Source organism: Burkholderia theae (genome assembly GCF_048565265.1).
Taxonomy (GTDB): Bacteria; Pseudomonadota; Gammaproteobacteria; order Burkholderiales; family Burkholderiaceae; genus Burkholderia; species Burkholderia theae.
Map to the genome: position 1 here is coordinate 579,301 of NZ_CP183462.1, position 19,452 is coordinate 598,752.

The window sequence follows — 19,452 nt, forward strand, 5'->3', positions numbered from 1 at the left end:
TTTTTACGGGGCAGGAAACGGGGAGCGGTAATGCAAGAGCACGAGAAGACGATTCTGGAGTTGATCCTCATGGGCGGACTGATTGGCATTGCGAAAGTGTTGGTGAGTAGTGAACAACTGACGTTCCGGCTTGTAGCGGGGCGTGCGGTGCTCGGTTCGGCGACGTCGATGGTCGCGGGCTTGGCACTGCTGCAGATCCCGGATCTACCGCCGATCGCGTTGCTCGGCCTCGGAAGTGCGCTGGGTATCGTCGGGTCGCAGTACCTCGAGGTGCTTCTGCGACGAAATGCAAAACGAATGTTTGGGGGGAAGTGAATATGACGAGTCTCACAGCACATTTCACGCTCGAGGAATTGACCGCGAGCGATACGGCGCGCCGGCGAGGCATCGATAACACGCCGTCGGCCGCAGTCACTGCGAACCTGCGCCGGATGGCCGAGGCGCTCGAGCGTGTGCGCGACGTGCTCGGCGGGCGGCCCGTGATCATCACGTCAGGGTACCGGGCGGCGGCGCTCAACCGCGCGGTCGGCGGTGTTCCGAGCAGCGCGCACCTTTCGGGTCTGGCGGCCGACTTTGTCTGCTCGAAGTTTGGCGCGCCGCTCGATATCTGCCGGGCGATCAGTGCGTCGTCGATTGAGTTCGACCAACTGATCCAGGAGGGTACGTGGGTGCATATCGGCCTCGCGCCGATCGGCACGAAACCGCGTCGTCAGGTGCTGACGGCATCGTTTGGCGCGACGAGCACGACTTATTCGGAGGGGTTATGACCTGGTTCGACCCGCGCATTTGGTTTGCGATCGTGGCGTCGGTGGTCATTGGCTCCGCAGCCGGGTATTTCAAGGGCCATCGCGACGCCGACCAGTCGCACACAGTGGAAACGCAGGGGCAGCGAATTCGCGAGCTCGTCGTTGAGCGCGACGAAAGCGACCGTATCGCGCGCCAACAACAGGGGAATGCTGAAGATGCTTCGAAAAAACGTGACCTGGCGCGCGCTGATGCTGCCGCCGCTGCTTTTGCTGCTGACGGCTTGCGCCGGCAAGTCGCCGAGCTTGTCGACCGTGCCCGCGATTCCGCAGCTTCGGCCGGAGGCGCGGCAGCCGGCGGCGCCCTCGATCTGCTCGCCGACATGTTCGGCCGGACTGACAAGGCTGCGGGAGAGTTCGCGCGAGTCGCTGACGAGCGGGTCATTGCCGGCCGGCAGTGCGAAAGCGATTACGACGCGTTGACGGACGCGGTGCCACGCTAGAAACAGGGCGGCCGAGGGACGTGCGGTAACACGTCCCTCGGCCGCTTTTCCACTGTCTGAGCCAGTGAATCAGCCAAGGCCCTGCATACCTACGTAGGCGGGCCGAATTCTACATCAAGTTTAAAAACGGCTTTCACAATGGCAAATCCGATTATTCCGTGGATCGGCGGCAAGCGCCGCCTTGCAGACCATCTGATCCCGCGCTTTCCAGCGCATGAGTGCTACGTCGAAGTGTTCGCGGGCGGTGCTGCGCTCTATTTCATGCGGCCACCGGCAAGGGTCGAAGTGATCAACGACGTCAACGGCGAGCTGATCAACCTGTATCGCGTCGTGCAGCATCACCTCGAGGAATTCGTGCGGCAGTTCAAATGGGCGCTGACGAGTCGGCAGGTGTTCGAATGGATGAAGCAGACCGCGCCCGAAACGCTCACCGACATTCAGCGTGCAGCCCGGTTCTACTACCTGCAGAAAACGTGCTTCGGCGGCAAGGTTGACGGGCAGACCTTTGGCACCGCCACCGAGGCGCCGCCGAAGCTAAATCTGCTTCGTATCGAGGAAGAGCTATCCGCCGCGCACCTGCGACTGGCCAGCGCTTATGTTGAGCGGCTGGACTGGTTGGCGTGCATTGATCGCTATGACCGGCCGCACACGTTGTTCTATCTCGATCCGCCGTATTTCGAAACGGAGGGCTACGGCGTGCCGTTCCCGTTCGTCGAGTACGAAAAGATGGCGGAGCGTCTTCGCACGCTCAAGGGCAGGGCCATCGTCAGCCTCAACGATCACCCCGAGATCCGGCGAGTATTCGATGGATTCCACATCGAGACGGTTCCTATCCAATACGTCGTAGGTGGCAGGGCAAAGGCGGTCGACCGTAGCGAGTTGATCATTTTCAGCTGGGACGACGCCGCGCAGCCGGCCGGGCTGTTCTAACCGTGGCCCGCGCTTGCCGCGGGCTTTCTGTTTCCCGAAGTCGTAATCAATATGTAAAATCTGCGATCCGGGGATATAACAAATTCCGACCTGAGAACCACAATGAATAAAACTTTGGTTGCTGCAGTATTGGCGGGGCTTGCGCTTTCGGCCTGTGGTGGTGGTGATGAGTCATCTACGCCGGCGGCGGCCGGTCCGGCAATCCGGCTTGCATATTCGGGGGCGCCGCTGGTCGCGACGCAGCGCGCCCGCGTAATGGCCGCTGCCACTGATGTCGCCAGCGCAGCGCCGGCGCCTGGCGCGTCTGCCGGCGACGTGCAGCCGACGATAACTGCGCTGCAGGACGCATTCAAGGCGCGGGGCGCCGACATTGCCGTCTATCCCGCGGTCGTCAACGGTTCGAAGCTGCACGACATCGTCATGAGCGAGAATGGTGGCGTCGGGCCGACCACTGCCGAAATCTTGAATTCGAAAACCAATATCAGCGAGTGGGCGCTGGTTTATTTCGAGCTGGACGATATGTCCGGGTACATCGATTCGACACAGCGACGCGCCGCGGTCGACCAGTTCAAGCGTGATCTTCGGGTATACGGCGGGCGCGAAATGCTCAAGGGGCGGGTGATTTTTGCGGCCCGGCCGATTGTCTCGTGCGCAAAGGCGAAGGAGGTCCGGACCGTTGATGAAAACGGCTATGTCGTCGTGAACTCGTACAAGCCTACGTCGCAAGTTCTGTACGAGGTGATCGACGGCGCTGGCTCCGATGGATTGGTGTCGCCCATTGGTGGCATTTTCAGTTCCGACGCCTCCCATATGGGTGTCGATTGCAGCACGCCGGATCAGACTACGCAGGACGCGCACTTGGCCAGCATCGCCGATCCGCTGGTCGATCGGTACAAGGTCGCTCTCGACACGATCAACAAGTGCAAATACAACCCGGAGGCTATCCCCGAGGATGGTCGTTCGGCGCAGTGTTGGGGTATCGAGCCGGCGAAGAAATAGGGGCTTCTCGAATGTGATGTCTCTGTAGGGCGCTAATCGGGATGTTCGCGCTCTGCAAGAGCACAGTCATTGATGGCGGAATCGCAAAGTACCAGTTAAATTATTACCTCTTTTAAACCATGCGACTAAGGGGCTGGCGATGGTCGGTGAGTCAATGAAAATTGAAAGGGCACAGGCTTTATTTAGGGAGCTTGATAATCTTCTGGGCAAGGAGCGGGTTTTCGAGTATGTGGTCGAGACAGACTATGCAAAAGGGGAGCGTTGGACTCGCGCCAAGAAAAATGAAGAGGCGGCTGATCGTGTTTCTGCGGTGACTGGTGATATTGTTCATAATCTTCGCTCGGCGCTAGATCACGCATTTTGGGATGTAGTTTCGCCGCATGTTCCGGAAAGGGAGCACAAGAGAATTCAATTTCCCTATGCCAAAGATGAGAGTCGATGGCCTAAAGAACTCCAGACACGTTTTGCGGATTGTGTTTCTAATGGATTTTATGATTATGTGAAATCTCTGAATGTGTTCTCTGGAAGCGGAGGGGGTGGGGCGCTTGCGTTGCTGCATGAAATGGATATTCAGGATAAACACAAATTTCCGCTCCCAGTTGGCGATTTCACGAAACTACATTCCTCTGATATAATCCCTTACGTGCATGATTTTCCAGGTGGAATACACGGCATGTCGTTTGGAAGGAATAATAAGGATGTTTTGTGGAAAGTGCCTTCTCGGAAGCGCCCAAAAGATAAGAAAAGTGATTGTGCCGCCGAAAGGTTGTCTTGCCGAATTTTGCCAATCAACATTGATGTTTGCTTTGCGTTTGGAAGTGGGAATAAATTGTGCTTGATTACCGCTACTCTGTCTTCGATGATCGATGATGTGGCTAATGTGGTTGCCGAGATTTTTAAGTACAAAAAATAAACGGTTACAAGTTCAATTATTATCCCCAGAGGACGCCGCCGGGCGAGCATCAAAATACAATTGTCGCGTCACAACATCCCTGCGCGCCCCTTTTCCTTCCGGAGAAGGTGGCGCAGTTCCTGAAATTTTCCATTACCGCCACTGAGTTGCCCGCGATCGGGGATGTTCTTGTCGACGTCGTCGAACCATTCCTGGATTCTGTCGAGCGATTTCCGAAGCGCCAAGATCTCGAGGATGAGCCAGCGAACCTGCAGGTCGGTGAACTCGCGCCATAGGGCGCGAAGCTCTGCATCCGACGGGGCATCGAACTCCGGCATCTTCGGCTTCATCTTGAAGCGCGGATCTATGAGCGGCACACGGTTACGATCGACCCTGGTTGCCTCGATCGGCTCGCACGAGCCTAGGAACGTCGACCTTGCGTCCTGATCGATCCAAAATTCAAATTCCGGTTTCGTGAGCTCAATAGGGGTCCGCAGGCGATTCTTTTCGCCCTGGAACCCGTACTCCCAGATGTATGCCCACTGCGGCTTGATCACGCTGCCACCACTGTATAAAAACACAGTGTAACGCGCGGTAAGATGATCCCGTCAAGAGCGAAAATTGGGGACGACCGATGTGCACCAACTACCGCGCGCCGCATGAGGAATACGAGATCCGCGAACTGCGAATCGAGCCGTTCAGTGACCTCTACCGGGACTTCCCGTGGAAGCCCGAGGTCTACCAGGACTATTTCGCGCCGATCGTCGCAAACTTCGACGGAAAGCTCAGACCATTGGTGGCCGGCTTCGGCTTCTGGCCGCGTGCGCTGCAGAAAGTGAATATCGAGAAAGCCAAGGAGCAGGGCTGGAAGCCGCCGATCATGCGCAGCACGATGAATGTGCGTGATGACAACCTCGGGAAGTCGCCGTTATACGGGCCGGCGTGGCGAGCTGGGCGACGCTGCCTCATTCCGGCGGACTGGATCTATGAGCCGTGCTACGAGACTGGGAAGAACGTGTGGCATCGGATCGGTCTGGCCGATTGGCGAGCGATGTGCATTGCTGGCATCTGGCGAACGCTTCAGGGCCCTGACGGCGCGGCCCATCACATGATGTCGATGATCACGGTGAACGGCGAGGGGCACCCGATCTTTTCGCGGATGCATAAACCGGGTGATGAGAAGCGAGCAATCGCTATCCTGCATCCCGACGACTGGGAAGAGTGGTTGACGACGTCGAACGTCGAGGCCGCACGCGCGATGCTGCAGCTCTATCCGGCCGACGAAATGGAGGCCGAGCCGAGCATTAGTGGCAAATAGTCGTATGTCCCTTGACGTAAGCGGTTCTGACTAAGTGTTAAAAATTGAATTTACCTTAGAGATTTTTCTTGGGAGGGGAGATGCAGGGGCTCGGGGATGAGGGGTGGTATCGTATTGTTTCAATCGTTTATTTTATTGCGGTTATTTTTGCTGCCGCGGCGACCGCAATAAGCATCGTTGCCGGTATTGCGCAATATAAACTCGGAAATAGAATATCTGATAAAAAAGATAGGGAGTTTTCTGAATATAAAGCCCAAGAGGAGGTTAAAGTCGCGCTGGCCAACGAGCGTGCAAGTACGGCAAATAAACAAGCGGCCGATGCGAATAAGACGGTTGCGGAAGCTAACGAGAAGATTGCGTCGTTAAATAATCAGACCAAAAAATTGGAGGAGGTAAATTTGCGCCTTAAGGAGCAACTGTCTTGGCGTGAGATCGATCCAGGCAAAAGGGATCGGATGATTAATGTTCTGAAGAAATATCCTGGCACGAGGGTTGCTGTTAAATACACAATGGGTGATGCTGAGTCGGATAATTATGTTTCTCAGATTTCTGATATTTTTAAAATGGCGGGTTGGAGTGTTGATGTAAGTCAAGCTCTGTTTCAGGAAAGGCCGCCATTTGGAGTTGTTGTTGCGATAAATGCAAATGACGTTGCGAATATGGGAATTCGAGGTCCAGCAGATGCTTTGCTCGATATTCTATATCGAGAAAAATTGAGTATAGGCGGGGTGGGCGAAAAGTCAGACAAGATCCCGCAGGGCGAGCTGACGGTAATCGTCGGAATAAAGAAACCTTTGGATCGGAAGGATTAGGGGTATTTTTTGGAAGATGATGGGCCAGCGCCTTACGAGGTAACGATTTTATGATGAAGCATATTCCAGTGTTTCATAGTAAGCGATTGAAATATATGGAGAATGTGTTGGGATTGTGGTTGCTGACTTCGTGGGCTCGAGTCCCATCAACCGATCGTCTCGCGGATGCACAAGCCAGCCGACGAGAAACGGTCTGTCGTGATCCTGCGCCCCGAGGATTGGGAAGAGTGCCTGACGACGCCGAGCGTCGAGGCCGCACGCGCAGTGTTGCAGCTATATCCGGCCGGCGAGATGTACGAGGATGCGAAGTAATTCGGCGTTACGCCAAAACTACGTCAAATTCAGCGGAGAACCTTGTCGCATAAGGCTGATATGGGGTGTCGCTGGTCCCCCTGACAGGGAGCAACACTCGATAGGACGGCTCCCCTTCTACGGTTACAACTCAAGTATCTCTTTTAATTCTGCGATGAAAAGCGTGGTATCGCCGAAATAGTTCGGATACGCAATTCTCAATGCATGAACGGAATCTGCCATTACCAAGACGGCATCAACTCCCATTTTATTTTCTTCTTCTATTTTTTATAATCGGCTGTCGCTGCTGCGAATTGATCTTGCGAATATGAGACAACGAGAACTTCTTTGTTGGCGAGATCGAGTTTCATTAAGAAGTAAGCGGATTTTCGTCGATCGGGATCGGCAATTACTTCTTTCATCATTGCTTGAAAGGCGGTTAGGCGTTCTACAACATGCAACTCAATTTCGAAAGTTTTGAGTCTTGCGCGAATCGCGTCGAAATCTCCATCGCCCGGAACACCCTCGCGATGCGCAAATGCGGCAGAAATTAAGGAAAAGTATTCAAGCCATGCTTGATCGCCTTGATCTGCTTTAAGCTTTTGATTGGTCAAGGAGCCCACGGTCTCTACGGCAGTCGCCCATGCGTGCTGGCGCTTCGTTCGGATCTGAATTTCAATCGAGTGATTGTTATATGTCTCCTTCTTGTCGCTGACATAGCGATAAATCAAATGAATGCCACGATACCCGTCTTCTTTGGGTGTAATTATGTAGTCTTTTTCATTTACTAGTCGATGCTTAATCCGGCTTCCTTTTATGGATTCGCGTAGTTGATTGACTTGCTCTAATGATGACAGTACGGCTCTGCATCCACCGATGTCTTGCATTTGGGAAAGTCGCATTCGAGGAAATCGTACCAATTTATCAATGATCGATGTTGCCCGCTTGAGGCGCTGCGCGACGAATGCCGCATCGTCAATTTTAATGGCCCGATCTCGCAAGTTTATCTTGAATGTGTTGAGGGGAAACTGGTGAGAGGCGCGCCAGTTGGACATGATCATTGCCGCATCAAGGTATTCGTTGACGTTCACAAAATCGAGAGCTTCGCCATCTTCGCGAATCGCAATACCCGTGACGAGTTGACGGCCTGCAGCATTGACTCGCTCGCGTGAAAATTCGGGCTCAACCCAAGCCATTTCCCACCCCGTAAAATTGTGTTTGCTTCGCATCACGCCCAACCGGCTATCATCACGCTTCATGTGCGGTAGCAGGCCGGCTTTCCGATTCTGCCACGGGAATTACACCGAACGTCGATAGTTGGTGCGCAGTTTGACTGTTCGAGCGTAAGTTTTGGCGTAGCTTTCTTGTATTGGCTATATGTGACGGAGAGTTTTATTACTTCGAGGAAAACGAGTAACCGCAGCGGGCGCCCTGGCGCCCGTTTTTCGCTACTTGTTCGTCCGATCGCCGCCTTCCGAGGCGGCGATCGCGCATTTCCCCTTCATCCGTTCGGCAGCCGGGTTCGTGACGTTGCCCGCGTTGCGTCGTCGAGATCATCCATGACCACGCCAACGAAGATCGAAACCGAACGTTTGACACTGCGTCGCTGGCGACCGTCGGACGCGGGTGCGCTTTCGACGATGCATGCGCATCCGGACGTCACCGCGTGGCTCGCGCGCGGCCCGATGTCCGTCGATGAGGCGGGCGACGTCATCGCGCGCTTCGAAGCGCATTTCGATGCACGCGGGTTCGGTCCGTGGGCGGTCGAGCGCCGCACCGACACGATGCTCGTCGGCATTTGCGGGCTTTCGCACGAAGCGCGCGCAACGCATCCAATGGCGCCATGCGTCGAGATCATGTGGCGGCAGGCGCACCACGCGTGGGGGCACGGCTACATCGCCGAGGCGGCCGCCGCGGCATTGGCCGACGGATTCGACCGCGTCGCGCTCGGCGAGATCTTCGCGTGGACGGCCGACACCAACCTGCGATCACAGCACGTGATGCAGCGGCTCGGCATGCAGCGCCAGCCCGCGCGCGATTTCGATCATCCCGCGTTGCCGGAAGGGCACGCGCTGCGGCGGCACGTCGTGTATGTCGCGCGCCCCGGCGGCTACGCCGGCACTTGACGACTCACGCGCGCCTGTCTGTCAGCGCCATGTGCCGTTCTGCAGCACGATCCGGTAGCCGTCGGCATCCTCGAAAGTCTGGCCTGATATCTCCCAGTACGGATTGAACGACGTCACCGGCATGAAGCCGTGTGCGGCCGCGCGCTCGCATGCGGCTTCCCATTCCGGGCGATCGGGCAGGTAGAAGACGATCAGGTCCTCGGGTGTCGGGGACGGTGCGATCGGGTGGTCCGGACAGTGCGTGAATTCGAAGTGGTAGTCGAGACCTTCGCGCCCGAGCATCACGCCGGAAAAACCATCGTGATCTTCGAAGCGCGCGAGCACCGACAAGTCGAGGGCGTCGCGATACATGCGTTCGGTTCTGGCGAGATTGCCGACCGGGCGGGCAATGCGCAGGTGTGCGTGCAAGATGGCCTCGGGGGAGCGTGGCAGACCCGCCGATGATAATCCGGTCGATCGTGATCGTGGCGCACCGGAATGCTCAAGCAGGCAGGCGGCGAAGGAGGAGGGTGGTATGGCCCCGCAATCCGCGCGGGCAATAAAAAAGCCCGCTGCTTGAGCGGGCTGAATCCATGTTTGGAGACATGGAGGAGACAGACGTAAATTTAAGGGAAAACCCGGAGGTTGGCAAGCCCCCCGTTGTAACCATGCAACTCGCTGCGATACCGGCCGCGTCGCATCGACGCGGCCGTTGCCGCACTCACAGGCCGGCGGCCCGCGCGTGCGCCGCAAACGCGCTGAACCGCTCCTGCGCGACCGGCAGCGCGTACTTGTCGCGCATCTCCGTCTCGATCCAGGCACAGGCTTCACGCGCGCAGTCGGTCAGCGCGTGCCGCGTCGTGTGTCCGTCGATGTCGTAGACGAAACGCACGCCGACCTCGTCGTCGGCAACCTGTCGCTCGAGCTGATTGAGGTGCAGTTGCGGCCCGTGCTGATGCGACAGCGCACGCAGCTCGTCGAAGTGATATTCGAGCCAGTCCGCGAAGAACAGTGCATCGCTATGGCACGGCAGGCGGAAGGCCGCGCTGCGCGACGGGCGCGGCCCGGTCTCGCCGGCCGCCGCGTGCGGTTCGCCGTCGGGGGCGATGGGCGTGTCGACAGGCGCGAGCGGGTGCTGAATCCGCCGGTAAGGCTCGTGATCGCGCAGCGCATGCCACAGCAATTCGTCGCCGGCGGCGCCGGAGGGCTGCATCGTCAGGTCGTGCCGGCCGTCGCCGGTCGGGGCGATGTCGCGGATCACGAGGCGCAGCGAGCAGAGCGGCTCGTCCGCGACCAGCAGCGTCGCCGGACGCGGCAGCCCGCAGACGAGCGGCGCGGCGCCGGCGGCACGAAACACGAGCCCGCGGCGGTCGAGCCGCACGAGCGGCAGCGGCCTGGGGAACGACGGATAGGCGACCGCGATGCGGGCGCCGTTGGCGCTCGTCAACCCGGGCATCATCGCGCGAAAGACCTGAGACTGGTCCACGTTGGTTCTCCTTCGTTACGATGCCGCCCGACCGGAAACGCGCGTTCCGGCTCAGGCGGCGATGGCTTGCCGGGCAGCCTGCCCCGGCTCGATTCCTAGTGCCGCAAACGTTTGCGAATCGATATCGATCCAGCACGCGACCACCAGACGCCCGTCCACCTGCTTCGGCGGGCCCGCCCGGTGCGCGTGTATGCCGATCCGGCGGAACAGTCGCTCCATGCTCGCGAACGTCACGCCGATCAACTGCCGCGCGCCGAGCTGCGCCGCGCATTCGACGACGGCCGCGAGCATCGGGCGCACGGCCCACTCGGCATTGCCCGACCCGCCTTCGTCGTCGGTCGCCGCGAACCTGGACAGCTCCCAGACCGCAGCCGATTTCGGCAGCGGCATGTCCTCGGCGATCAGCTCGGAGAACAGCGACTCCAGCAGATACGGGCGCGTCGTGGGCAGCAGGCGCGCACATCCGCACATGTCGCCGTCGGCGTTTCGCGCGAACACGTAGACGGTATCGTCGCGATCGAACTGGTCGCGCTCGAAACATTCGTTCGCCGACGGAAGCGTCCAACCGAGCTGTTCGATGAACACGCGGCGCCGATAGCGCCCGAGATCCGCTGCAAGTTCGTGTGGCAACCGCCCTTCCTCATGAACGAAGGTCTGCATGGGTGTCCTCGGATCTGTGCTTTTGTATGCATGCATTACATCGCGCAGCACGAGGAGGCTGTAACTGGTAACTCTTACAGGTTGGCGGCGTAAAAACGCCATTTAGGACGTGGTAACGGTTTCTTGATCGACGGGATTGAAAACCGGGCCGCTTTTGCTTATAAAGAGCGCCAGCGTTGCTGAATTAATCCGAGGAATGCTCGACCGGTTGTCACTGGAGCGTGGGACCGGCATGATAGGCGTCGTTGCGATCGAGCAGGGCCGACGCGACGGCGGCGGGCCAGTCGATGCGGGCGAGCCGCGCGGCGAGCGCGGCGGCCGTGCGGAACATGCCGATGTCGGTGGCCGTCGCGTCGACGACCATCACGTTGCTGCGGACGTCGCCGCCCGCAATGACGAACATGCCCGTTGCGCGTTCGAGGTACCAGTCCCAGCCGACCGTCACGTAAGGGACGCCGGCACGGGCCGCGCGATGCCATTCGGTATAACCGGCGAGGCGCGCGTCGATCGCGCTGTCGCGCAGTTCGGCAAGCAGCGATGCATCGAGGCCGCTTGCGACATGGTCGAGCGCAAGCACGGCGAGTGAGCCTTCTGTCAGGCGCACATAGCCGTCCGCGGACGGGCCGGAGACCGGATGCAGCAAAGGTGAAGTCATGCGCGGAATGTAGCAGCCCCAAACGGGTGCTGAAACCTGACAAGTATGACAGCGTGACGTTGTCGGAGAACGAATGGAACTGCGCTGGCAGGATGCCTATCAACAATTCAGCGCCGCGGAAGACGAGCAGCAACTCTTCCAGCGGATGGCTGCCTATTCAAAACGCCTGGGGTTCGAATACTGCTGTTACGGCATTCGCGTGCCGCTGCCGGTATCGAAGCCGGCGGTCGCGATCTTCAATACCTATCCGGAAGGCTGGATGGCGCACTACCAGTCGCGGAACTACATCGATATCGATTCGACGGTTCGCGACGGCGTGCACAGCACCAACATGATCGTCTGGCCGGACGTCGACCGGATCGACCCGTGCCCGCTGTGGCAGGATGCGCGCGACTTCGGGCTGTCGGTGGGTGTCGCGCAGTCGAGCTGGGCGGCCCGCGGTGCGTTCGGTCTACTGAGCATCGCGCGCCATGCCGACCCGCTGACGCCGGCCGAGATCAACATGCTGACGCTGCAGACGAACTGGCTCGCGAACCTGTCGCATTCGCTGATGAGCCGCTTCATGGTGCCGAAGCTGTCGCCCGCGGCGGGTGTCACGCTGACCGCGCGCGAGCGCGAGGTGCTGTGCTGGACGGCCGAGGGCAAGACCGCGTGCGAAATCGGCCAGATCCTCAGCATCTCGGAGCGGACGGTCAACTTCCACGTCAACAACATCCTCGAGAAACTGGGCGCGACGAACAAGGTCCAGGCAGTCGTCAAGGCGATCTCGGCGGGGCTCATCGAAGCACCCTGACGCGGCCGATGGCGGCGGCGCCGAATACGGTCGCCGCCACGCCGCTCACTCCATCAACGGCTCCGCTTCCTTCGCGGTCCAGCTCACGCTGGAAATGCTTTTCTCCATGCTCATCCGGCTCGCGATCTGCTCGAGCTTCTGCTGATCCTTCGGATGCAGCTTCAGCGTCGCGGTCACCTTCAGCCGGTCGGGCTGGTCGGGCACGTCCTCGCTCGTGAGGCTCTGGAACGACAGCGGCTTCGCGTACATCGAGTTCGACAGCAGCGTGCGGATGTGCACCTCGTCAGAGGTCAGGCAGATCACGGTGATCTGGTATTCGCGCACGAGATCGGCATTCGACACCGGTGTCGCGTTGATCGCCTGGCTGACGCCGCGCAGCACCGTATTGGTGAGCAGCACGACGCCCGTGCCGGCGAGCGCGGGCGCGAAATGACCGGAGCCGGACAGCACGCCGACGGCGGCGGAGCACCACAGCGTCGCGGCCGTGTTGATGCCCTGGATCGAGCCCTTGTCGCGCATGATCACGCCGCCGCCGAGAAAGCCGACGCCCGACACGACGTACGCGGCGATCTGCGTGACGCCCGCGACGCCGTTGCCGGTCAGCACGCCGAGCGTGACGAACAGGCACGCGCCGCTCGCGACGAGCGTGATCGTGCGCAGGCCGGCTGTGCGCTGGCGCATCTGGCGCTCGAGGCCGATGGCGACGCCGCAGGCGAACGCGGTGAAAAGACGGAGTGCGAAATCGAAAGTCATGGTTGTCCTGCCGTGCAAGGAGCGCATGCCGGCTCGCGTCGCCGCGGCGTTATGCCGGAGGCGACGCGAAGATAGCCGTCATCGCGCGGTACTGTACCGCGCGAATGCGTCATTCAGTGTGAAACGGTAGGCGTGCGGGCTCGCGGAACGCGAGCCGGGGCAGGAGAACTGCGGCGGACAGGCGTTCAGGCGGCAAGCGGCGCACGCAACGGAGTGCTGCAACTGTCCACGATGGTTCCTGAAGGAAGAATGGGCGGCATTCTAGTAGGCGGCGCGCGCATGCGTCAACCGCCTTGCGGCGGTTGCGCTATTGCGCCGAGCCGATCGTCCCGGTCGCGAGTGCGAGCGCGGCGGCCGCCGACAGTGCGCCGGCGTAGCTGTCGACCTCCGCGTTGCGGGCCGCGAGCAGCTGGCTTTGCGCGATCGTCGCATCGGTCACCGACCCGACACCGTTGCGGTACGCGGTCAGCGCCGCATCGTAGCTCGTCTGCGCGGCATCGACCAGCGCCTTCGCGGCGTCGTGCGACGCGAGGCTCGTCTGCACCGCGTTCTGCGCGGCGACGACCTGGCGGACGGCTTCTTCCTTGGTCCGCGTGAGACGCGCGGAGGCGCTTTCCGCATCGTTGCGCGCCTGCATCAGCACGGCCGAGCGCAGGCCGCCGTCGTACAGCGGGATCGTCACGCCGAGGAAGACGCCGCCACCGTAGCGGCTGCCGTTCAGGTTGACGGTCGGCGCCTGGTCGCCGATCGCGGGCAGCGCGGAGATGGCCGTGCCGCCGCTCGCATACGACGTCGACGCGGACAGGAACACCTTCGGCATGAAGGCGGCCTCGGCGGCCTTGATCTTCGCGCGATTGGCCTTTTCGAGCGCAAACGCGCCCTGCAGGTCGGGGCGGCGCGCGATCGCGTCCGACACGATTGAATCGACCGACGAACCGAGCGCGGGCGGCAGCGGCCGCTTCGGCAGCGCGGCAATCGTCGGCTTCGACAGCGGCGAGATGCCGAGCGCGGACACGAGCGCGAGATAGCTGTCGCTCTGTGCGCCGTTCGCCTGCACGAGCGCGAGGTTCGCCTGCGCGCGGTTCTGGGTCGCCTGAGCGAGTTCGACGACCGTGCCGACGCCGTGCTTGAGCCGCGCGCGGGAGGCCGCGAGGATCGCGTCCGAGTTCGCGAGGCCTTGCTGCGCGCTGAGTGCGCGCGAGCGTGCGGCTTCATAACGGTAGTACCCGACCGTCACGTCGTGGATCACCTGCTGGTGCACGGCCGTGAATGCGACGTTCGACGCGATCGATGCCTGTTCGGCCGCTTCGACGCGCGCCGCGCGGCCACCGAAATCGAACAGCAGCCATTGCAGCGACAGCGCCGAGATCGTGCCGTGCACGGTGGTGTCGCTCGACGAGTCGCCGAGGATCGTCGACGTCGAGCCGTGGCTTGCCTGGTACGCGCCCATGGCCGTTGCCGACAGCCGCGGCAGGTAGGCGGCCTTGGCAAGGCCGACCGCGAGCGCCGCGTTGCGCGCGTCGTTCCATGCGATACGGGTCAGCGGGTTCGCCGATTCGGCGAGGTCGATCAGCTCGGGCAGCGTGTACGCATGCGCGGAATCGAGCGCGGCCGGCGGCGATACCGACGCGAGCGCCGGCGACGCGGGCAGCGTGTAGTCGTGCGCGCCTGGCGCGGACGCGCGCGGCGGGCCCGGCACGATGTCGCCCGCGGCCGACGTTTGCGGCTGCCACGGGCGGTCGGACGCCTCCGGCGCCAGATCGATCGACGACGTCGCGCAGCCGGCCAGCGCGACGGCGGTCGCGAGGGCGGCGGCGGCGATCGAGGCGGCCGGCGGTTCAGGTAGGCGCATGAGGGACAGGCTCCTTCGGTGTGGCTTGACGGGCGGCGTCGGCGATGTGCGCGAGCCGCGTGTCGATCAGGTTCAGCAGCGCGTCGCGTGCGGGGTCGGTGGGGGCGGTGCTCGGCGGCGGGGCCGGCGACGCGGGTGCATCCGTATGCGGTGTGGCTTCGTCGTCGCGGGGTTCGACCACGCGTGCGAGCTGCGCGCCGATCGCCGCGTCGCCCGGTGCGCGTTCGGCGAGCAGGAACAGCGGGCCTTCGAGCGCGCCGAGTTCCGCGAGCGCGCGCCGTCGCGCGGCGAGCCACGTCGCGGCCGGCCGCACCCATGACGGTTCGTAGTGGATCAGGCCAAGCTCCTGCGAGATCGCGCCGTGGCGCGCGAACGCGTCGGCGGCCAGTGCACGCCGCTCGGCCGGCTGTGCGATCTGCGCGAGGCGCCGCCATTGGTCGAGCAGCGCCGCGAGCGCCGTGTCGATCTGCTTGCCGATGCTGACGGGCCAGATGCGTGTGAACACGAGATACACGACCACGTTGCCGAGCAGGATGCCGATCGTGCGGTCGCGCGCGAGCGTCAGGTCGAAGCCGGGGCCCGCGCCCTGGATCACGCACAGGAAGAACGCGAATGCGACCTGGAAGCCCGCGTACGCGATGCGCGGCGACCCGAAGGCGACCCACGCGGCCAGCCACGCGCCGGCGAACACGAGCGCCATCAGCTCGCCGATCGACGACAGCGACGGCACGACGAACACGAGCGCGGCGGTGCCGAGCAGCGCGCCGACGATGCAGCCGGCGATGCGCAGCGTGAGCTTCTCGACCGTTTCGGCGGTCGAGCCGAGCGACACCATGTAGCAGGTGATGAAGCAGGTATGGATGCCCGACCAGTCGAGCTGCGAGTACAGCAGGTAGCAGAACATCGCCGCTGCCGTGGTTTTCAGCGCGTAGCGGATGTGGTCGGGGTTGGTGCGCGCGTCGGGCAGGAAGAACCCGCCGCGTGGTGCGGGAGGCGCGGGGGGCGCGGCGGGTTCGGCTGCGGCATCGGCCGGCGCGTCGGTGGCGGCCGGTTCCGCGAAGTGCGTGATCGCCGTGTGCAGGTCCGTCGCGACGACGCGCGCGAGCGGCGCCAGTGCATCGACAGCCGGCAGCGTGAGCGTCACGTCGACCGGATAACCGCCGTGTTCGAGGATGGCGGCCATGTCGTCGAGCGTCGTCGCGATCGGCTCGACGAATGCATCGGGCAGTCGTGCGTCCGGTTCGCGGTCCGCGAGCGCGACCGCCACCAGCAGCGCGGTGCTCGACGCGATGGCCTGCCGCAGCGCGACGACGTCGGCGGCCGACGACGAGCCTTCGAGCTTCGACAGCTTGAGCCACGTGAGCAACTGCTTGTCGCCTTCGCGCAGGCTCGCGTCGAATGCGGCGCGCGTGTCGCTGCGGTCATCGCCGTCATCGTCGCGCAGCCGCCGTGCGGCGAGCCGCAGCCGCTTCGCGAGCTGCGCTTGCGCGAGCTTGCGCGGCGACGGCGCGATCAGCAGGTTGACGACGATCGCGACACCGACCGGGATCGCGACCATCAGCCACGCATAAAGCAGCGCGCGCGTTGCAGCTTCGCCGAACGGCGCGAGGCCGAGCTTGTCGAGCCCGAAGCCGACGATCATCGCGAGGATCGCGCCGACCGGGCGCAGCTTGCTCGCCGACGTCAGGTAGAGCAGGCCGACCGACAGCACGGCCATGCACGCGACGCGGAGGATCGAATAGTCGATGCTGAAGATCGCGACGCCCATCACGAGCGCGATCACGATCGTGACGAGCAGCAGCATCGCGACTGCGAGCACGACGCTCGTCACGCGGTCGGCGCGGTTCAGGAAGAACACGACGTACACGGAAATCGCGGCTTCCGGCGTGCCGTACCCGCTGGTCACGAGCACGACCAGCGCGCAGATCAGCGCGACCCGCACGGCCATCACCGCGCGCCCCGGAAACGGCACGAGCAGTCGCAGGACTTCGCGCGGGCCCGGCGAGCGGACGTCAGCGGCAGGCTGAGCCATGCCGGACCTCGACGATCGCGCTCGCGCCGACGCGCACGAGCTTGCCGTCGGGTTCGTCGAGCTTCACGCGCACGGGGAAGCGCTGCGCGACGTGCACCCAGTTCACGGAGTTCTGCACGATCGGCAACGAGCGCGGCAGGTTGATGCGCGCGCTGTCCGCGATGCCCGCGCCGATGCCGACGACCTTGCCCGTCATCGGGCGGTCGCGGTCGATCATCGAATAGACGGTCGCGCAGTCGCCGAGCGCGATGCGATTCAGCGACGTCTCGCGGAAATTGCCGACGGCGAACCATTCGCTCGCGTCGATCAGCGTGAAGATCGACTGGTTCGGTGCCAGGGTTTCGCCGGCGAGGACGCTGAGGCCCGTCACGAGGCCATCGTGCGGCGCGCGCACGACCGTATCGTCGAGCGCGTGCTGTGCGCGGGCCAGCGCAGCCTCGCGCGCATGCAGCGTCGCGATCGCGTCGGCCTCGTCGCCGATCGTCTGCGAGGATGCGCGCTGCTGTTCCTGCGCCTGCGCGAGCGACACGGCCGCGTCGCGCTGGCGGACCTTCGCCTGGTCGAACTGCTGCGCGCTGACATAACCCTGCGCGGCGAGCGGCGCGAGCCGGTTCACGTCGCGCGTCGCGAGGGCGGCGTTCTGCGTCGCGCGCTTGACCTGCTCGGCGGCGACCGCCGCGTTCGAGCGCTCGCCGATCAGCGAACGGCGGCGCGTATCGAGCGACGCACGTGCGAGCTCGAGGTCGGCCTGCGCCTGCGCCACCGTCAGCCGGTACGGCACGGGATCGATCTCATACAGCAGGTCGCCCTTCGCGACGCGCTGGTTCTCATGCACCGCAAGCCGCACGATGCGACCGCCGACGGGCGAGGCGACGTGCACGACGTCCGCGTCGATCGACGCGTCGTCGGTGGACGGGTAGGCGGTCGTGCGGTGGTACGCATACGCGAGCGCCGCGATGCCGAGCGCGACGATCGCGAGCGCGATCACGCGGCCTTTCATGGAGGGGCGGGCGATTCCGGCGGCTTTCATGCGAACGGCCCCGTGCCGGCGAGCCAGACGAGCACGGCGACCACGAGCCCGATCGCGGTGCAGACGGCCAGCTGGTAGGGCACCGTGGCGGCCCAGCCGGTCGCGACGAACACACGGTGCGCGACGATCGCGCCGACGATGCCGACGATCGCGCTGACGAGCCAGAGCGGGAAATACGCGCCGAACAGGACGTACGACGGTGCGCCGCGCGATGCGCAACCCGCGAGCGGCAGGGCTGGCGCCAGGACGGCGGCGACGCGCAGGGGCGCACGCGGCATTGTTTTTCTCATGGTGTGACGAGCTCGACGATGGGGGTGGATGCCGGGCGCGGCGCAATGCGGTGCGTCGCCGCGACGACGATTCCGCGATACGGAGCCGATAATAAATCAGCAGGATGCGGACCGCCAGCAGTCCGTCCGGCGGCGCGTTTCGGCAGCGACGACCAGGTCGTCACGATTCTGCCAGCGCAAGCTCGTATAGGGTTGCTAACAGACTGTAAAGCATCGTCAGACAAAAGCAGGGTGGCGGACTTTGTCATGTCGATGCCGTGGAATCGGTGCGGAAGCGGTCGATTGCCGCTCGAACGCATGGGAATCCGGTCAGTCTTGCCGGTTGCGGGCATCCTCGACGAGCAGGTCGACGAGATCGCGCGCGAAGCGCGGCAGCGCGTCGAGATCGGCGACGCAGATCTGCAGCTGGCGTTCGGCCCAGTCGTCCTCGAGCGCGACGACGCGCAGCGCCATCGTCTTCGCGTGGCGGCGCGCGGTCCCTTCGGGCAAGACGCCGACACCGACGTTCGCCTCGATCATCCGGCAGGCCGTCTCGAAGTTGCTGACCTGGATGCGCCAGCGCAGCGTACGCTGCACGTTGGCGGCCGCGCGCTTCAGGAAGTTGTGGAGCGCACTCGCCTCGGGCAGGCCGATGAAGTCGTGGTCGAGCGTCGCGACGAACGGCGTCGATGCCAGGCTGGCGAGCGGGTGCCCGAGTGCCGTGGCCAGCACGAGGCGGTCGCTCCGGTACGGCATCGCCTGCAACCCTTCGGTGCGTACGTCGCCGGCGACGATGCCGATGTCGACCACGCCTTCCTGCACCGCGCGCACGATGTCGGGGCTCAGCCGCTCCTGCATGTCGATCGTCACGTCGGGATGCTTGACGAGATAGTGGCGCAGCACGGCCGGCAGGAACTCGCTCATCGCCGTGGTGTTCGCGAACACGCGCACGTGGCCTTTCACGCCCGACGCGAATTCCTGCAGATCGCCTGTCAGTTGCTCGAGCTGGCGGAGCACGCGGTGCGCATGCGTGAGCAGCGTTTCGCCCGGCGCGGTCAGCGTGACGCCCTGGCTCGTGCGGCTCAGCAGTTTCACGCCGACCTGCTCCTCGAGATTCTTGATGCGCATGCTGGCCGCGGGCACGGACAGGTGCGCGCGTTCGGCGCCGCGCGTCAGGCTGTTCGCCTCCGCGATGTGGGTGAAGAGTTTGAGGTCGACGAGATCGAAGCGCATGGCGGTGGCGGCGGGAGGATGGCCGATTATCGCGCGAAGCCGCGCGAGGCTCCACCGGCGGCCGCGACCGGTCGTCGCGGCCGGGATCTGTGTACC

Annotated in this window: 22 protein-coding genes and 1 pseudogene; 11 read left to right on the plus strand and 12 right to left on the minus strand. The window is 62.8% G+C overall.

All coding sequences use genetic code 11. The annotated features are described in order from the left end of the window. Positions 1-30 precede the first annotated feature (30 nt). The 6 genes from ACN22W_RS20205 to ACN22W_RS20230 all read left to right on the plus strand — a co-directional run bounded on the left by ACN22W_RS20205 (position 31) and on the right by ACN22W_RS20230 (position 4,088). Positions 31-315, plus strand: coding sequence for a holin (locus ACN22W_RS20205; RefSeq protein WP_419689155.1), 285 nt, complete (start codon positions 31-33; stop codon positions 313-315). 2 nt (positions 316-317) lie between these two features. Then, a complete protein-coding gene (locus ACN22W_RS20210; protein WP_419689156.1) occupies positions 318-767 on the plus strand; it encodes a D-Ala-D-Ala carboxypeptidase family metallohydrolase in 450 nt (149 codons plus the stop codon). Next, a complete protein-coding gene (locus ACN22W_RS20215) occupies positions 764-1,246 on the plus strand; it encodes a DUF2514 family protein (RefSeq protein ID WP_419689157.1) in 483 nt (160 codons plus the stop codon). Before ACN22W_RS20210 ends, ACN22W_RS20215 begins: the two co-directional genes overlap by 4 nt. Before the next feature lie 138 nt (positions 1,247-1,384). After that, on the plus strand, positions 1,385-2,176 hold the full coding sequence (locus tag ACN22W_RS20220; protein WP_419689158.1) for a DNA adenine methylase: 792 nt from the start codon (positions 1,385-1,387) through the stop codon (positions 2,174-2,176). Positions 2,177-2,278: 102 nt separating this feature from the next. Further along, positions 2,279-3,175 carry a hypothetical protein gene (locus ACN22W_RS20225; RefSeq protein WP_419689159.1) on the plus strand — a complete coding sequence of 299 codons (897 nt, stop codon included), beginning with the start codon at positions 2,279-2,281 and terminating at the stop codon, positions 3,173-3,175. A gap of 154 nt (positions 3,176-3,329) precedes the next feature. Further along, complete coding sequence (locus ACN22W_RS20230; RefSeq protein WP_419689160.1) at positions 3,330-4,088, plus strand: hypothetical protein; 759 nt, start codon at positions 3,330-3,332, stop codon at positions 4,086-4,088. 68 nt (positions 4,089-4,156) lie between these two features. Here the strand turns inward: ACN22W_RS20230 and ACN22W_RS20235 are convergent, their stop codons facing one another. Then, positions 4,157-4,621 (minus strand): hypothetical protein, encoded by a 465-nt coding sequence (locus tag ACN22W_RS20235; RefSeq protein ID WP_419689871.1) that lies wholly within the window; start codon positions 4,619-4,621, stop codon positions 4,157-4,159. A gap of 80 nt (positions 4,622-4,701) precedes the next feature. On the opposite strand from ACN22W_RS20235, the gene ACN22W_RS20240 reads away from it, so the two are divergent. The 3 genes and pseudogenes from ACN22W_RS20240 to ACN22W_RS20250 form a co-directional block, all read left to right on the plus strand. Beyond that, the gene (locus ACN22W_RS20240; protein WP_419689161.1) at positions 4,702-5,385 is read left to right on the plus strand and encodes an SOS response-associated peptidase family protein; all 684 of its coding nucleotides are present in this window, start codon (positions 4,702-4,704) and stop codon (positions 5,383-5,385) included. Between the two features lie 80 nt (positions 5,386-5,465). Then, the gene (locus tag ACN22W_RS20245; protein WP_419689162.1) at positions 5,466-6,197 is read left to right on the plus strand and encodes a hypothetical protein; all 732 of its coding nucleotides are present in this window, start codon (positions 5,466-5,468) and stop codon (positions 6,195-6,197) included. 150 nt (positions 6,198-6,347) lie between these two features. Continuing rightward, positions 6,348-6,509, plus strand: a pseudogene (locus tag ACN22W_RS20250) (DUF159 family protein); the annotation flags it as partial. A 260-nt stretch (positions 6,510-6,769) separates the two neighbouring features. Here the strand turns inward: ACN22W_RS20250 and ACN22W_RS20255 are convergent. Then, positions 6,770-7,747: a RelA/SpoT domain-containing protein gene (locus tag ACN22W_RS20255; protein WP_419689163.1), complete on the minus strand. Its 978-nt coding sequence runs from the start codon at positions 7,745-7,747 to the stop codon at positions 6,770-6,772. A 300-nt stretch (positions 7,748-8,047) separates the two neighbouring features. On the opposite strand from ACN22W_RS20255, the gene ACN22W_RS20260 reads away from it, so the two are divergent. After that, positions 8,048-8,614 (plus strand): GNAT family N-acetyltransferase, encoded by a 567-nt coding sequence (locus tag ACN22W_RS20260; RefSeq protein WP_419689164.1) that lies wholly within the window; start codon positions 8,048-8,050, stop codon positions 8,612-8,614. A gap of 21 nt (positions 8,615-8,635) precedes the next feature. On the opposite strand, the gene ACN22W_RS20265 is transcribed toward ACN22W_RS20260, so the two are convergent. The 4 genes from ACN22W_RS20265 to ACN22W_RS20280 form a co-directional block, all read right to left on the minus strand. Further along, positions 8,636-9,022: a VOC family protein gene (locus tag ACN22W_RS20265; protein ID WP_048247277.1), complete on the minus strand. Its 387-nt coding sequence runs from the start codon at positions 9,020-9,022 to the stop codon at positions 8,636-8,638. A gap of 292 nt (positions 9,023-9,314) precedes the next feature. After that, entirely contained in the window at positions 9,315-10,079 is a 765-nt protein-coding gene (locus tag ACN22W_RS20270; RefSeq protein ID WP_419689165.1) for a hypothetical protein, read from the minus strand. A gap of 51 nt (positions 10,080-10,130) precedes the next feature. Next, complete coding sequence (locus ACN22W_RS20275) at positions 10,131-10,739, minus strand: acyl-homoserine-lactone synthase (protein ID WP_129515270.1); 609 nt, start codon at positions 10,737-10,739, stop codon at positions 10,131-10,133. A gap of 211 nt (positions 10,740-10,950) precedes the next feature. Continuing rightward, positions 10,951-11,394, minus strand: coding sequence for a DUF4902 domain-containing protein (locus tag ACN22W_RS20280; protein WP_193100205.1), 444 nt, complete (start codon positions 11,392-11,394; stop codon positions 10,951-10,953). A gap of 73 nt (positions 11,395-11,467) precedes the next feature. On the opposite strand from ACN22W_RS20280, the gene ACN22W_RS20285 reads away from it, so the two are divergent. After that, positions 11,468-12,187 carry an autoinducer binding domain-containing protein gene (locus ACN22W_RS20285; RefSeq protein ID WP_419689166.1) on the plus strand — a complete coding sequence of 240 codons (720 nt, stop codon included), beginning with the start codon at positions 11,468-11,470 and terminating at the stop codon, positions 12,185-12,187. A 45-nt stretch (positions 12,188-12,232) separates the two neighbouring features. Here ACN22W_RS20285 and ACN22W_RS20290 read toward each other — a convergent pair whose 3' ends face one another. The 6 genes from ACN22W_RS20290 to ACN22W_RS20315 form a co-directional block, all read right to left on the minus strand. Further along, positions 12,233-12,940 (minus strand): MgtC/SapB family protein, encoded by a 708-nt coding sequence (locus tag ACN22W_RS20290; protein ID WP_129515267.1) that lies wholly within the window; start codon positions 12,938-12,940, stop codon positions 12,233-12,235. 307 nt (positions 12,941-13,247) lie between these two features. Continuing rightward, positions 13,248-14,792, minus strand: coding sequence for a TolC family protein (locus tag ACN22W_RS20295; RefSeq protein WP_193100206.1), 1,545 nt, complete (start codon positions 14,790-14,792; stop codon positions 13,248-13,250). Beyond that, positions 14,779-16,824, minus strand: coding sequence for an FUSC family protein (locus tag ACN22W_RS20300; protein ID WP_419689167.1), 2,046 nt, complete (start codon positions 16,822-16,824; stop codon positions 14,779-14,781). Before ACN22W_RS20300 ends, ACN22W_RS20295 begins: the two co-directional genes overlap by 14 nt. Then, positions 16,805-17,854: a multidrug transporter subunit MdtN gene (gene mdtN, locus ACN22W_RS20305; RefSeq protein WP_419689168.1), complete on the minus strand. Its 1,050-nt coding sequence runs from the start codon at positions 17,852-17,854 to the stop codon at positions 16,805-16,807. The genes ACN22W_RS20300 and mdtN overlap by 20 nt, the downstream gene beginning before the upstream one ends. After that, on the minus strand, positions 17,851-18,144 hold the full coding sequence (locus ACN22W_RS20310; RefSeq protein ID WP_129515263.1) for a hypothetical protein: 294 nt from the start codon (positions 18,142-18,144) through the stop codon (positions 17,851-17,853). Before ACN22W_RS20310 ends, mdtN begins: the two co-directional genes overlap by 4 nt. Before the next feature lie 309 nt (positions 18,145-18,453). Next, positions 18,454-19,356, minus strand: coding sequence for a LysR substrate-binding domain-containing protein (locus tag ACN22W_RS20315; protein WP_419689169.1), 903 nt, complete (start codon positions 19,354-19,356; stop codon positions 18,454-18,456). Positions 19,357-19,452: the final 96 nt, after the last annotated feature.